The 14118-nt window shown below is 66.5% G+C and carries 13 protein-coding genes and 1 tRNA gene; 1 reads left to right on the plus strand and 13 read right to left on the minus strand.

Annotation, left to right across the window (positions count from 1 at the left end; genetic code table 11):
* Positions 1-93: 93 nt before the first annotated feature.
* Positions 94-1320, minus strand: coding sequence for an HNH endonuclease signature motif containing protein (locus BGO47_RS04045; protein WP_292708808.1), 1227 nt, complete (start codon positions 1318-1320; stop codon positions 94-96).
* A gap of 205 nt (positions 1321-1525) precedes the next feature.
* Between BGO47_RS04045 and BGO47_RS04050 the strand changes: the two genes are divergently transcribed.
* Positions 1526-1855 carry a GNAT family N-acetyltransferase gene (locus BGO47_RS04050; RefSeq protein WP_292709200.1) on the plus strand — a complete coding sequence of 110 codons (330 nt, stop codon included), beginning with the start codon at positions 1526-1528 and terminating at the stop codon, positions 1853-1855.
* On the opposite strand, the gene BGO47_RS04055 is transcribed toward BGO47_RS04050, so the two are convergent.
* The 12 genes from BGO47_RS04055 to BGO47_RS04110 form a co-directional block, all read right to left on the minus strand.
* A complete protein-coding gene (locus BGO47_RS04055) occupies positions 1839-2519 on the minus strand; it encodes a response regulator transcription factor (protein WP_292708810.1) in 681 nt (226 codons plus the stop codon). The genes BGO47_RS04050 and BGO47_RS04055 overlap by 17 nt on opposite strands.
* A complete protein-coding gene (locus BGO47_RS04060) occupies positions 2516-5047 on the minus strand; it encodes a DUF4118 domain-containing protein (RefSeq protein ID WP_292708812.1) in 2532 nt (843 codons plus the stop codon). Before BGO47_RS04060 ends, BGO47_RS04055 begins: the two co-directional genes overlap by 4 nt.
* 50 nt (positions 5048-5097) lie before the next feature.
* Positions 5098-5718: a potassium-transporting ATPase subunit KdpC gene (gene kdpC / locus BGO47_RS04065; protein WP_292708814.1), complete on the minus strand. Its 621-nt coding sequence runs from the start codon at positions 5716-5718 to the stop codon at positions 5098-5100.
* A 20-nt stretch (positions 5719-5738) separates the two neighbouring features.
* Entirely contained in the window at positions 5739-7898 is a 2160-nt protein-coding gene (gene kdpB / locus BGO47_RS04070; protein WP_292708816.1) for a potassium-transporting ATPase subunit KdpB, read from the minus strand.
* Positions 7898-9580 (minus strand): potassium-transporting ATPase subunit KdpA, encoded by a 1683-nt coding sequence (kdpA, locus tag BGO47_RS04075; protein ID WP_292708818.1) that lies wholly within the window; start codon positions 9578-9580, stop codon positions 7898-7900. The genes kdpB and kdpA overlap by 1 nt, the downstream gene beginning before the upstream one ends.
* A 1-nt stretch (position 9581) precedes the next feature.
* Positions 9582-9671 (minus strand): K(+)-transporting ATPase subunit F, encoded by a 90-nt coding sequence (kdpF, locus tag BGO47_RS04080; RefSeq protein ID WP_292708820.1) that lies wholly within the window; start codon positions 9669-9671, stop codon positions 9582-9584.
* Entirely contained in the window at positions 9668-9805 is a 138-nt protein-coding gene (locus BGO47_RS04085) for a hypothetical protein (protein ID WP_292708822.1), read from the minus strand. Before BGO47_RS04085 ends, kdpF begins: the two co-directional genes overlap by 4 nt.
* A gap of 285 nt (positions 9806-10090) precedes the next feature.
* A tRNA-Leu gene (locus BGO47_RS04090) sits at positions 10091-10163 on the minus strand.
* Positions 10164-10216: 53 nt separating this feature from the next.
* On the minus strand, positions 10217-11599 hold the full coding sequence (locus BGO47_RS04095) for an FAD-dependent oxidoreductase (RefSeq protein ID WP_292708826.1): 1383 nt from the start codon (positions 11597-11599) through the stop codon (positions 10217-10219).
* Between the two features lie 23 nt (positions 11600-11622).
* Positions 11623-12921, minus strand: coding sequence for a S8 family serine peptidase (locus BGO47_RS04100; RefSeq protein ID WP_292708828.1), 1299 nt, complete (start codon positions 12919-12921; stop codon positions 11623-11625).
* Positions 12918-13469 (minus strand): DUF501 domain-containing protein, encoded by a 552-nt coding sequence (locus BGO47_RS04105; RefSeq protein ID WP_292708830.1) that lies wholly within the window; start codon positions 13467-13469, stop codon positions 12918-12920. Before BGO47_RS04105 ends, BGO47_RS04100 begins: the two co-directional genes overlap by 4 nt.
* An 86-nt stretch (positions 13470-13555) precedes the next feature.
* Positions 13556-14089, minus strand: coding sequence for a septum formation initiator family protein (locus tag BGO47_RS04110; RefSeq protein WP_292708832.1), 534 nt, complete (start codon positions 14087-14089; stop codon positions 13556-13558).
* Positions 14090-14118 lie beyond the last annotated feature (29 nt).

Consider the following 14118-nt stretch of genomic DNA (forward strand, 5'->3'; position numbering starts at 1 on the left):
GTGACCACGAACTGGAAACAAGCCCTCGAACAACTCGCACTCGCCTACCCCGACCGCATCACCCCCTACCTCTAACCACCAACACCAACCCGCTTACACAGAAGACTTGACAAGCCCCAACGGTGCCGTGTTCGTCACCGAGGTTTCGCCACCGTCAGCCCACGGCACCGAGTGATCGATCTGACACTGGGAGGCGGGTTTCCCGCATCCCGGGCCCATGCACCGGTCAGCCCGCCACTTCACGAGCTTCGTCAGCTCCGGTGGTGGCCGATACTTTGTGCGCCCCACCGAGACCACGGCCCCGGTTTCGGGGTGGGTGAGCACCCGCATCCACCCTGAGGCGCCACCTGCCAGTTCCCGGGCGGTGTCGATCGGGATCGGACCGACCCCCTCCACCTCCGCCGGATCCGTCACACCCTCAACACCGAGGAGCGCCAGGGCGGGGACGGTGACGACCACGGTCGCGCGGATCCCCCGCGCCTGCTCCGGGTGCTGAGGCACTGTCCCATCGATGAGGAGGTCGCAGAACACGTCAGCACGAATCTCATCCAACGACCGTTCCGACCCATCCCCCCGCTCCCCACCGCGGGTGGTTCCACGGTCGTGGTCACGGATCACCACCGCTTTCTGCGTGACCCGCCCGAAGATCGCGTGGGCTTCCACCGACGGGACCAAAGCGTGCACCCACGACATCGAATCCCCCACCGGCTCCACCACGATCCGCCGCCCCCGCACCGCGGCCTGGTGACGTTCCGTGAGCGTGGGGGCGGTTTCCCGGTCGATCAGGCGGCGTAGCGCCCGCCGGAACGACCCCACCGGCAACGATTCCGCAAGCCCCAACGCCCGCCCCACCAACCGTCCCGCAAGATCAGGGTCCAACCCGTCCAGGTCATCGACCAGGATCTCCGCATGCCGCACGGTCACCCCCGCACGGGAGAGCGACTCCAACACCGTCGGGTACGAGTGGACGAGGGACTCCGCGCGGGCAAGCATCATGCCCGCCGCGTTCTCCGTCACCCGCAACGCTGCGGCGAGCTCGAGGCGGAGGGAGCGCATCACCAGCTCCCGGGACCCACCCCCATACCGGGTGACATCATCCAGGGCCTCAAGGCGGAGGTCATCGACCCTGGCGAACCGTTGCCCAGCGAACACCGCCTCCAAATCAGACGCCTCCAGCACCAGGGCGACAGCATCCGGACGCGGCGGCACCCACCCGGCCACCTCCGCATCCCACTCCCGCACATCCTGTTCGTAGAGGAACGCGTCAGCATCCGGACCATCGGGCCACTGACCCGAATCACCCGCACCAACCGCTTGCATACCCCCGACACTACGAGGGGGGTACGACATTCAGACCCCGGGCCTCACGAGCCACGAGTGATTGACTTGGCGAGTGAACCTGAGCCCGTGCCTCGCTCGTGATATGGCGGATCTGACGACGTTCCTGGCCGGAGCAGACTTGACGATCAGCGGCATCGATGAACCGGGAGTACAAATCTGGGTCGAGTGAGACACCGCCGGAGAAATCGTCGGAAGCACGGGTTACGAGCTCAGCGGAGATGGTGACCACGCGCTCATTCGGAGTGTTGCCGTAGCCAGTCCAGTTCGCTCCCGCGGCCGCGGAAAGGCCCTCGCACGCTTCGCTCTCGCTCGGGCAGCCGAAGGAGGCGCGAAACGTGCGTGGCTGTTCAGCCGTCGCTCTGGCCCGTTCTGGCAGCAGTTGGGTTTTGAGCCTGCCGACAGGTACGAACTTGCAGACGCGCTAGCGAACACCCATCAGGTGCGGCTCTTCCAGCAGACCGGGCAACTGCACAACGAACGGGCCTGGTCGCGGGCGCTTACCCCTCAAGGTTGAGTCGGTAGCCCATACCCGATTCAGTCAACAGGTGGACCGGGTGGCCGGGGTCGACCTCCAGCTTCTTGCGCAGCTGCGAGATGTAGAGACGCAGGTAGCCGGTATCGGTGACCTGCTCGGTCCCCCAGAGGGTCTTCAGTAGCGTCTGCCGTGTTACCAGGCTTCCGGGGTTTCGGGCGAGGAACTCGAGCATCCGCCATTCGGTCGGAGTCAGATGAACACGGGAGCCGCGGCGCCGAACACTCTTGGCTGACAGATCGACCTCGACATCCCCGAAACGCACCACGGATTCGCCCGCCGGTGCCGATGATGACCGTCGTGTCAGTGCGCGCAGGCGTGCGAGGAGCTCATCGATCTGGAAGGGCTTGGTGACGTAATCGTCTGCGCCGGCATCCAGCGCTTCGACCTTGTCGGCGGAACCCGAACGTCCCGACACGACGATGATCGGCACCTCGCTCCAGCCGCGAATGGCGTGGATGACCCCAACCCCGTCAAGGTGCGGCATCCCGAGATCGAGCATGATCACGTCGGGGTGCTCCTTGGCGGCGAGCGCTATTGCCGCCGGTCCGTCTGGCGCCGCCACGACGTCGTAACCGTGCGCGGCGAGAGTGATGCGCACGGCCCGCACGAGTTGCGGGTCGTCGTCTGCGACCAGGACCTTCACGACGCCACACCCCTCCGCTCGGCGACAGCCGCATCGTCATCCCCGACCATAGGCGCGGTGCCAAGCTCCACCACCATCGTCAGGCCCCCGCCCGGGGTGTCCTCAGCCATCAAGGTCCCGCGCATCCCCTCGGTGAAACCGCGAGAGAGCGCAAGCCCCAACCCGAGCCCCGTCGTGTTGTCGGTGTCGCCCAGCCGTTGGAACGGCGTGAACATGTCCGATCGACGATCCGTCGAGATGCCAGGACCACGGTCGATGACCCGCACCTGAACGCGATCACCGAGAACGCTGGTCGTCACTCTCACCGCGGTGCCGACCGGCGAGTGACGCTGCGCATTGGTGAGCAGGTTGACGACGACGCGCTGCAGCAACACCGGGTCGGCGAGCACGTCCGGCACCTCGACATCCAGAGCGAGCTCTACCTCGGTCGGGCCCAGGCCGAGTTCGTCGAGTGAGGCGAGCACGACGTCTCCGACATCCGTCGACGTCAGCGAGACGGCGAGTGCTCCGGCCTCGATCCGGCTGACATCGAGCAAGTCCGTGAGAAGCCGCGAGAGGGTGTTGAGACTCTCGAGGGCAGTGTCCAGCAGGTCAGCGCGGTCCTGTTCACCGAGCGCGGCGCCCGCGGTGCGAAGCCCGCCGACAGCGGCGAGCGCGGCAGCGAGGGGACGACGAAGGTCATGGCTCACCGCTGAGAGGAGGGCGCTGCGGACCTGATCGGCTTCGGCAAGGATGTCGGCTGCCCGGGCGGTCTCCTGAAGTGCTGTCTGCTCGAGCGCGGCATCCAGCTGGGCTACCACAACACCCAAGAGGCGCCGCTCCGATGCGTCAAGATCGCCGCCATGAAGTTCCAACGTCGCGCGCTCGCCGATAGGCACGTCACTGTGACGCCCGTTCAGCAGCGGCTCGCCGTCGGTTGCGAGCACGTCGCCTGATTCGGCGACGAGGCGGGCGCCCGACATCCCGAACGCCTCACGCGCACGTGCAACGAGGGCCGGAACGGCGCCTTGACCGCGCAGGACCGAGCCCGCGACAGTCCCGATGAGCTCGGCTTCGGCGGTCGCGCGCCTGGCATGACGCGCCGCACGAGCCGCTCGATCGACGACGAGACTGACGAGAATCGCGATGATCACGTACAGGACGAGGGCCCAGGCGTTACGTGGGTCCGCAATCGTGATCGTGTACAACGGCTCGACGAAGAAGAAGTTGAGCGTGAGTCCCGACATGATCGCGGCGAACACAGCCGGCCAGATTCCCCCGACCAATGCCACAGCGACGACGAGCAGCTGATAGGCAAGCACATCGGCAGTGATGCTGTCTTGATCCCGGATCGCAGTCAGCAGCCAGGTGAGCAGTGGGCCACCGCTGACGGCGAGCGCGAAACCCAGGATGCGGCGGCGGATGCTCAGCGCCCCACCCTTCAGCCGGGGAAGCGAAAACCGGCTACCGGCGGCGGCATGAGTGACCATGTGAACATCGATGTCACCGGACTCACGAATGACGGTTGCCCCGATCCCCGGCCCGGTCAGCGCCGACGCGAGTCGACCGCGCCGACTGACACCGATGACCAGCTGGGTCGCGTTGACGGATCGAGCGAACTGCACCAGCGCCGTTGGGATGTCGTCGCCGACAACCTGGTGATAGGTCCCCCCGAGGCTCTCGGTGAGGGTTCGCTGCGCCTCGAGCGCGCCGGGAACCGCGCCGCGAAGACCGTCCTGGCTGCTCACGTGCACGGCGAGCATCTCACCCCCGGCAGAGCGAGCAGCGATCCTTGCGCCCCGACGGATGAGAGTCTCCCCCTCCGGCCCGCCTGTGATGGCGACCACGACGCGCTCGCGCGCCTGCCAGGTCCCGCTGATCCCGTGCTCCTGACGGTAGGACTGCAGGGCACTGTCAACCTCGTCGGCGAGCCAGAGCAGGGCGAGTTCACGCAGCGCCGTGAGGTTCCCGAGGCGGAAATAGTTGGAGAGCGCGGCATCGACGCGCTCGGCCGGATACACGACACCCATGGCGAGGCGATCGCGCAGCGTCTGCGGAGCGAGGTCGACGACTTCGATCTGGTCGGCGTCGCGCACCACGGCGTCCGGCACCGTCTCGCGTTGCACGACACCGGTGATCTTCTCGACAACACCGCCCAGCGACTCGATGTGCTGAACGTTGAGAGTCGTGATCACATCGATTCCCGCTGCGCGCAGGACCTCCACATCCTGCCAACGCTTCTCGTTGACAGAGCCGGGCGCGTTGGTGTGAGCGAGTTCGTCGACCAATGCGACGGCCGGTTGGCGACTCAACACTGCCTCGAGGTCCATCTCGGTCAACGCGGTGCCACGGTGGTTCACCGCCTTACGCGGCATGACCTCAAGCCCCTCGGTCAGGGCAGCGGTGGCGGCGCGACCGTGGGTTTCGACGATGGCGATGACGACGTCGAGTCCCTCACTCAACAGTCGTCGACCTTCCTCGAGCATCTCGTAGGTCTTGCCGACACCGGGCGCGGCGCCCAGCAAGACCCGCAACGATCCGCGCTTCATGGGATCACCCTAGTTTCCGCATCCGTCCTCACGAGTTTCTGCATCCGTGCTCATGGGTCGAGGGCATCGAGGGCGAGGTTCAGCGCCACCACGTTGACCCTCGGTTCGCCGAGGTACCCGAGGTCTCGATTCTCGGTGTACTGCGACACGAGCGCTGAAACCTCGCGCTCGTGTAGCCCGCGCGCCTCAGCGACACGCGCCACTTGAAGCTCGGCGTAGGCAGGACTGATGTGGGGATCAAGCCCCGACGCGCTCGCGGTCGCGGCATCGGCGGGGACCTCCGATTCGGCGACGTTCGCGAAAGCGGCGATTGAGGCTTTGCGCAGAGCGATGGCCTCGATGAGGTCAGGATTCTCCGGACCCCAGTTCGAGCCGCTCGAGGCGCCCGCGTCATACCCGTCGCCGGCAGCGGAGGGCCGCGACTGGAAGTACTCGGGAAGGGGGTTACCGTCGGCATCCGTGAACGATTGACCGATCAGCGCGCTGCCGACGACCTCGCCGGACCTGTCGGTCACCAGCGAACCTCCTGCTTGCCAGGGGAAGGCGAGCTGACCGATTCCCGTGATGAGAGCCGTATAGCCGACACCGAGCACGACCGTGAAGACGAGCATCGCGCGGATCGCGACTGCCGCCTGGCGAAGGGTTGCTCGCGTGGTGTGACTGGTTGACATTGCGTTTCTCCCAGGGGTGATCAGAAGCCAGGAACGAGGCTGATGACGAGATCGATCAGCTTGATCCCGATGAACGGGGCAATCACGCCGCCCAGGCCATAGATGAGCAGGTTTCGGCTGAGCACGCGGGATGCCGACGCCGGCCGGTAGGTGACACCGCGCAGTGCGAGCGGGATGAGAAAGACGATGACGACCGCGTTGAAGATGATCGCGCTCGTCACCGCCGAGGCCGGTGAGCTCAGTTGCATGATGTTCAGGGCCGCGAGGCCCGGGAACACACCCATGAACATCGCCGGGATGATCGCGAAGTACTTCGCGATGTCGTTGGCAAGCGAAAAGGTCGTGAGCGAACCGCGCGTGATAAGCAGTTGCTTCCCGATACGGACGATGTCGATCAACTTGGTCGGATCGCTGTCGAGGTCGACCATGTTGCCGGCTTCCTTCGCCGCCGAGGTGCCGGTGTTCATCGCAACCCCGACATCAGCCTGCGCGAGCGCCGGAGCATCGTTGGTGCCATCCCCCGTCATCGCGACCAGACGCCCACCGGCCTGCTCCCGCTTGATGAGAGCGAGCTTGTCTTCCGGAGTCGCCTCGGCAAGAAAGTCATCGACCCCCGCTTCCCGCGCGATCGCCGCCGCGGTGATGGGGTTGTCTCCCGTGATCATCACGGTACGGATACCCATCGCGCGAAGTTCCTCGAACCGTTCGCGCAGACCCTCTTTCACGACATCCTTCAGGTGCACAACGCCCAGAACCGTTCCCACCGTGCCCGTCAGGGTCGCCACGACCAGCGGGGTTCCGCCCGACGCTGCGATGCGGTCGGCTTCGGTAGCGACCTGCGCGCGTGCCTGTGTGTCGGGCGCCGCACCGGATTGATCGAGCCACGCCAGCACGGCGCTTCCGGCGCCTTTTCGCACCAGCGTCCCGTCTGCAAGGTCGAGCCCCGACATCCGCGTCTGCGCCGAGAAAGGAACCACAGTCGCGCCTTCCGGGAGGGAAACTCGGATGCCACGGGCCACGGCGAGGCCGACGATCGAAGCGCCCTCGGGAGTGGGGTCCGCCAGCGACGAGAGCGCCGCGACCCGGGTGAGGTCAGCATCGGACACGCCGTCGAGGGGCGAGGTGTGGGTTGCGCGGCGGTTTCCGAACGTGATCGTGCCCGTCTTGTCGAGCAGGAGGGTGGTGACGTCCCCAGCCGCTTCGACTGCCCGACCCGACATGGCCAGCACGTTGCGCTGCACGAGGCGGTCCATCCCGGCGATACCGATCGCCGAAAGCAGCGCCCCGATCGTCGTCGGAATGAGGCATACCAGGAGCGCGACGAGGACCGTGATCGATACCGGAGAGGCAGCGTACGACGCGATCGGGTTGAGGGTCAGCACGACCATGACGAACACGAATGACAGACTCGACAGCAGGATGCTCAGGGCGATCTCGTTGGGTGTCTTCTGACGCGCGGCTCCCTCTACGAGCGCGATCATGCGGTCGACGAATGTCTCACCGGGTTTCGATGTGATTCTCACGACGATCCGGTCGGAAAGCACGCGGGTACCGCCGGTGACGGCAGAGCGATCACCACCCGATTCGCGCACAACAGGCGCTGACTCTCCGGTAATCGCAGATTCGTCGACTGTCGCAATCCCCGCGATGATGTCACCGTCGCCGGGGATGAGCTCCCCTGCCGCGACGATGACGACATCGCCGAGCGTGAGTTCTGCCGACGAGACCTCCACCGTCGACGCGCGCTCGGCCGCAGCATCCGACACGGAGTCATAGTCGCTGACTCGCCGCGCCATCGTCGAGGTCCGCGTGCGCCGCAGCGTTGCCGCCTGCGCCTTGCCGCGTCCCTCGGCAACGGATTCCGCGAGGTTTGCGAACAGGACAGTCAGCCAGAGCCAGATCGCGATCGCCCATGTGAACCCGAGGGGCACGGGAGTTCCGCCGGATGCCTCGGGCCCGCCGAGGAACGGCTCCGCGATCGCGATGGCGGTCGTCAGGGCTGCACCGACCCAGACCAGCAGCATGACGGGGTTACCCCACAGCGCCGCGGGGTTGAGCTTTCGCAACGCGCCGGGCAGCGCGGAGACCAGTTGGGCGCCGCTGAGCACGCGCGAGCTCCCAGGGTGCTCGGGTTGATCACCGCGAATCGCTGGTGTGTGTTCGTGGGTGGTACTGGACATCAGACAAGCCCTTCCGCCAGGGGTCCCAGCGTGAGTATGGGGAAGTAGGTGAGTGCCGTGACCACCACTGCCACGACAACGAGGAGACCGACGAACTGCGGTCGGTGGGTGGGGAGTGTCCCGACCGTCTCGGGCACGCGCTGTTGCGAGGCAAGGGTTCCCGCCAGTGCGAGCACGAGAACGATGGGGATGAATCTGCCGAGCAGCATCGCGGTGCCCAGTGCCGCGTTGAGCCACGGCGTGTTGGCCGTCAGACCTGCGAAGGCGGAGCCGTTGTTGTTGGCTGCCGAGGTGAAGGCGTAGATGACTTCGCTGAGTCCGTGGACGCCGGGATTCCAGATCGACGTGGACTCGACATCCGCTCGCACTGCCGGGATCGCAAAGCTCAGTGCGAGGCCGGACAGGACGAGGGTCGGTGTCACGAGGATGTACAGGCTCGCAAGCTTCATCTCCGTCGGCCCGATGCGTTTGCCGACGTACTCTGGGGTGCGTCCGATCAGCAGGCCCCCGACGAACACGGCGATCACTGCGAGCACGAGCATTCCGTAGAGCCCTGATCCGACGCCGCCGGGCGCGATCTCGCCGAGCATCATGTTGATCATCGGGATCATGCCGCCTAGCGCGGTATAGGAATCGTGCATCGAATTGACAGCGCCGGTACTCGTGAGGGTCGTTGCGCCGGCGAAGAGCGTCGATCCCCAGATCCCGTACCGGGTCTCTTTGCCTTCCATCGCCGCTCCGGCAAGCTGCGGAGCACTACCCAGACCGAGCGACTCCACCCACGTCAAGACGGCGATCGAGACGATCGCGATGACGCTCATCGCCGCGAGAATCGCGTATCCCTGGCGGTTGTCGCCGATCATCTTTCCGAAGGCTCGAGGCATCGCGACAGGGATCGCGAGCAAAAGCAGGATCTCGAACACGCTCGTCCACGGCGCCGGGTTCTCGAACGGATGTGCCGAGTTGGCGTTGAAGAATCCCCCACCGTTGGTGCCGAGCTCCTTGATGGCTTCCTGGCTAGCGACCGGACCGCCCGGGATCGTCTGAGTCGCTCCGGCGATCGTGTCCACGGCCGTGAACCCCGCGAAATTCTGAACGACGCCGGCAGTCAGGAGCGCGATTGCAGCAACGATGGCCAGCGGCAACAGCAGCCGAGTGATGCCGCGAATGAGGTCGACCCAGAAGTTCCCGATCGTGGGCGAGCCACGGCGGGCGAGTCCACGCACGAGAGCGACGGCAACGGCAATGCCGACAGCCGCCGAGACGAAGTTCTGAACCGCGAGTCCCGCGAGTTGGACGGTGTAGCCCAGGGTCGTCTCGGGTGAGTACGACTGCCAGTTCGTGTTGGTCACGAACGAGACAGCGGTGTTGAAGGCCAGCCCCTCGGGCACGGCAGGAAGACCCAGCGAGTAGGGCAATACGGCCTGGAAACGCTGCATCGCGTAGACGACGAGAACGCCGACGGCAGAGAAGACGAGAACGCCCCGCGTGTAGGCCTGCCATGTCTGCTCAGAGCGCGAATCGACTCCGATCAGCCGGTACACGCCTCGTTCGACGCGCCAGTCCTTCGTCGACGCGTAGGTGTGGGCTATCCAGTCACCGAGGGGGCGGTAGAGCAGGGCGAGGATCAGCAGCACGGTGCAGATCTGAAGGATGCCTGCCCAGATCGTCGAAGCGTCCACCTTAGAACCTCTCCGGGTTCAGGAGCGCAACGATGAGATAGATGAGCGAAGCCACAGCGAGCGTGACGGCCAGCACAGAGAACACGATCATCGGCGCTCACCTGCGATCGGCAGGGTTGGAGCAGGGTCCGAAGACGGCCGGATCAGCCGCTCGACCCCCTTCGCGATCAGGCCGACAAGCGCGAACAGCGCCAGCGTCGCGGCCACAGAGATGACGTCGAGCACAGGGACTCCCGAGGTTGCTGTTGCGCCGTCGGATGACGGGCGCTCAACAGATGCAACCGCTCCCCCGCAGCGGGGTCGACGATCCTCACGGAATCCATACGCCCGCCGCCGACATGCTCACGGATCCTCGACAGCTCGTGCCGGTGGGACTCGAACCCCGCCCCACCGCCACTCCACGCGCCGCTCCGCAGCGCGCGGAGCCACCGGCGGCGTGGGCCCGAGTGTAAGTCTCGCCCACCAAAGCGACGAGGCACGCCGCCGCGCTGCGCGCGGCACCGTGCCTCGTACCCCCGGTGGGACTCGAACCCACACTTGAGCGATTTTAAGTCGCCTGCCTCTGCCATTGGGCTACGGGGGCGCCGTTGTCGGCGCTCCCACGCTACCCCGCAGGGGCGCCGGCGACGGGTTGTGTCAGGACTTGGTGCCCGCGGGCTCCTTGGCGGGCACCGCCGACGCAGCCGGAGGCTTCGGGCGTGCCGCGAACTCCTCGAACACGTACCGCGGGTGCTGGACGGTCGACAGGTTCACGATGTCGCGACCCAGCCAGAGGTTGTTCCACCAACCCCAGATGACCCGCCACTTGCGCTCCCACGACGGCATCGCCAGGCCGTGGTAGCCACGGTGCGCAAGCCAGGCGATGAAGCCCTTGAGCGCAAGCTTGCCCGACTGGAAGACACCGTTGTACAAGCCAAGGCCTGCGACAGCGCCGAGGTTCTTGTGCACGTACTCGACGGGAAGCTCGCCGCGCAGGACCGCGGTGATGTTCTTCGCCATGAGCTTGGCCTGACGCACGGCGTGCTGTGCGTTCGGGACGCAGTAGCCGCCAACGCCGCCACCGGTCAGGTCGGGCACTGCGGCCACGTCACCCGCAGCCCAGGCACCCTCGACGATCTCGTCCTCGCTGCCGACACGAAGGTCGGCACGGGTGCGGATGCGACCACGTTCCTCGACGGGCAGGTCGCTGCCGCGGACGACAGTCGGGTTGGCCATGACACCGGCGGTCCAGACGATCAGGTCGCTCGGAATGACCTCGCCGGTAGACAGCTCGACGTTGCCGCCGACCGCTCCGGTCACCTGTGTGTCGAGGTGCACGGCGCCGCCGCGCTCACCGAGGGACTTCATGACCCACTTGCTGGTCTCGAGCGACACCTCAGGCATGATTCGGCCCATCGCCTCGACGAGGTGGAAGTGAGTCTCCTCGAAGCTCAGCTCGGGGTACTTCTTCAGCAGTGCGGATGCGATCGAGCGAAGCTCAGCGAAAACCTCGATGCCCGCGAACCCACCGCCGACCACGACGACCGTGAGCAGGCGCTCCCGCTCGGGGCCGGGAGGAAGGGTCGCTGCCTTGTCGAAGTTCGAGAACAGCTTGTCGCGGATGGCGACCGCCTCTTCGATCGTCTTCAGACCGATGGCGTTGTCGGCGATTCCGGGGATCGGGAAGGTCCGCGAGACGGCGCCGGCGGTGACGACGATCTGGTCGTACTCCTCCTGCCAGGGCTCGCCGAGCGTTGGGGTGACCGTCGCCACCTTGTTGGCGTGGTCGATACCGGTGATCTTCGCCGTCACAACGCGCGTGCGCTTGAGATGACGACGCAGCGACACCACCGAGTGGCGGGCCTCGATCGAGCCCGCAGCCACCTCGGGAAGGAACGGCTGGTAGGTCATGTACGGAAGTGGGTCGACAATCGTGACCTGTGCTTCGCCGCGGCGAAGGTGCTTCTCGAGTTTCCAGGCCGTGTAGAAGCCGGCATACCCTCCGCCGACAATAAGGATCCTGGGGGTGGTGTTGCTCACGATGGGAGAACTCCTGAGATGTTTCAGCGGCGGGGGGCGCGGGGCGCCAATCGGACGCGTCGGACAGCAGCAGTGACGCCGAGCGCCACCAGTATAGCCGCGACGGTGCCCGCCGCGAGCGGGACCGTCCCGTAGAGCAGCGACTCGGTGCTCGGCAGAAGGGGCGAAGCCGCAGCCTGCTGCTCCACGGGGGGCAAGGGTTCGACCGCGGCGGGGGGAACCGTCGGCTCGGGATCGGGCACGAGGTTGGCTCGCCGATAGATGGTGATCCACTCGGCCAGACTCCCGAGCGGGTTCTCCCTGACTGCGGGTACGGATGCCGTCACGGCGGCCTCGGCATCCACCAGACCGTAGCCGTAGAGCGGGTCGGGCAGGTCTGTCACTCCGGCGGGCGGCGTCGCGGTACGGATGATGCGATTGATGACATCATCGGCATCCATATCGGGATACGCAGACCGCACGAGTGCCGCGATACCTGCCACGATGGGCGCTGCGCCGCTCGTGCCATCCCACTCGACGACCTTGCCGTCCGCGGATACCCCGAGGAGGTTCTCGCTGGGAGCAGCCACGGCGATCGTGATGCCCTGCGTCGAGGCCTCTCGACTTGCCCGCCCGTGCGGATCCACCCCACCGACGACGAGGACACCGGGGATCGTCGCCGGTGCACCGACAACTCCCGTCCCGCTCCCCCGGTTTCCTGCGGCAGCCACGACGACCACGTCGTGCTCGAAGGCATACATGAACGCATCGTCCCAGCTGCGATCCCAGTCAGGGGTGTTGGTGGTGAACGACAGGTTGATGATGTCAGCGCCGTTGTCGACAGCCCAATAGATCGCTTGGGCGATCTGTTCGGCGAAGGGGACGGATGCCGACACACCGAATCCCACGGAGATCGAGAGGAGCTGGGCATCCGGAGCCACGCCGAGCATGCCCGTCACCGGGCTTGTTCCGCGGGAGGCGGCGAGGGACGCGACCCAACTGCCGTGATCGGGGTCGCGGGCTCCCACGGGGGTGCGCCCGTCTGGTGATCCAAGACCCGAGACATCCGTGCCCCCGACCACGCCCGAGAACTCCACGGGGCCTTTGCCGATGCCGGTGTCGATGACCGCGATCCGCACTCCCGAACCTGTGGAGGTCTTCCAGGCGTCGCGGATGCCGTAATCGTCGAGCCAGTACTCCGCCGCGCGGAGCGGGTCGGGATCAGATGGCGAGGGTGAGGGCGTAACCGTGAAGCCAGGCAAGACGATCAGGCCCGCGATGGCGAGCGTGACGGCCGTCAACCGACGAAGACGACGGGGCTCTGCCCCCGCCACAGCGCTCACGCCAGCTCCTCGGAAACCGCGTCGAGCGGCCGGATGGCAGCTCCCGGGTCAGCGCACACGCACCGAGCCGGAGACCAGTCCGACAGCGCGAGCGCCCGGTCCCCGATCGGGTTCACCCCCGGGCCCGCCGCGAGCGAGTGCGCCAGCACGGCGTGCAGGCACTTCACCCGCGTCGGCATCCCGCCCGCCGAGATCCCCGCGATTTCCTCCGGGTCTCCGTAGCGAGCTCTGTCATCGAGGTAGCTCTGGTGCGCGAGGCGATACGCATCCGCGATCTCATCATCTGTCGCGAGCTGGTCGGCGAGTTCATGCATGGTGTGATCGGCCTCAAGCGCCGACATGGCCGCCGTGGCCCCCGGGTGCGTCAGATAGTAGAACGTCGGGAACGGGGTCCCATCGGGAAGCCGCGGCGCCGTCGCGACGACGGTGGGGTTCCCGCACGCACAGCGAGCGGCGATCCCGAGCACCCCCCGAGCCGGGCGACCCAGTTGCTCGCGCAGAACGGCGAGTTCAGCCTCGGTGACGGGAGCAAACGGAGGCCTGGACACCCCTCCAGGCTACCGACCCGCTCCTGAAGTCCGGCTGCGCGTCCCGGTGCGACGTGGATCGGTCGGCGATTCGCTGCCGCCCGCTGTCACGGCGCGACTGGGGAACCGGATGGCGACGGATCGGGATCGGGAACACCGATGACCGGAAGCGCAGCCGTCTTCGCAAGCCCCGCCGCCGTCACTGAGCGCACCAGTTGCGACATCCAGTCGGTCGTGGTTTGCACCACCTCGTCGCTCACCGGCGCCTGCTCGGCGGGTATCGCCGAATCAGGCAGGTCGTTGTCGACGAGGTACACAACCTCACCGGGGCGCACGTAGTACAGCCGCTCGCGGGCCTGGGTCGTGATGTAGGCCGGGTCTTGCCACCGGTCCTTCTCGGTCTCAAGGGCAGCGATCTGGTCCTCGGTCACCTGCACTGCCTGCTCGAGTGCAACAATCCGTTGACGCTGCTCCAGGTAGGTGCCGACGGTGGGAACCAACACGAAAGCTGCGAGGACCACAAGCCCCAGCATGATCACCATGAAGCCCGAGAGCCGGATGCCGCCGAGCCAGCCCCGCACGTCGACGCGGCGTGGCGAGCGAGCACGGGGAGAACGAGAACGGGGAGCCGGACTGGTCATCACGGCTCCCCTCTCGTCAGGTCAGTTCG

Origin of the sequence: Microbacterium sp. 67-17, from assembly GCF_001898325.1 — a bacterium.
In the GTDB taxonomy this organism is placed as follows: Bacteria; Actinomycetota; Actinomycetes; order Actinomycetales; family Microbacteriaceae; genus Microbacterium; species Microbacterium schleiferi.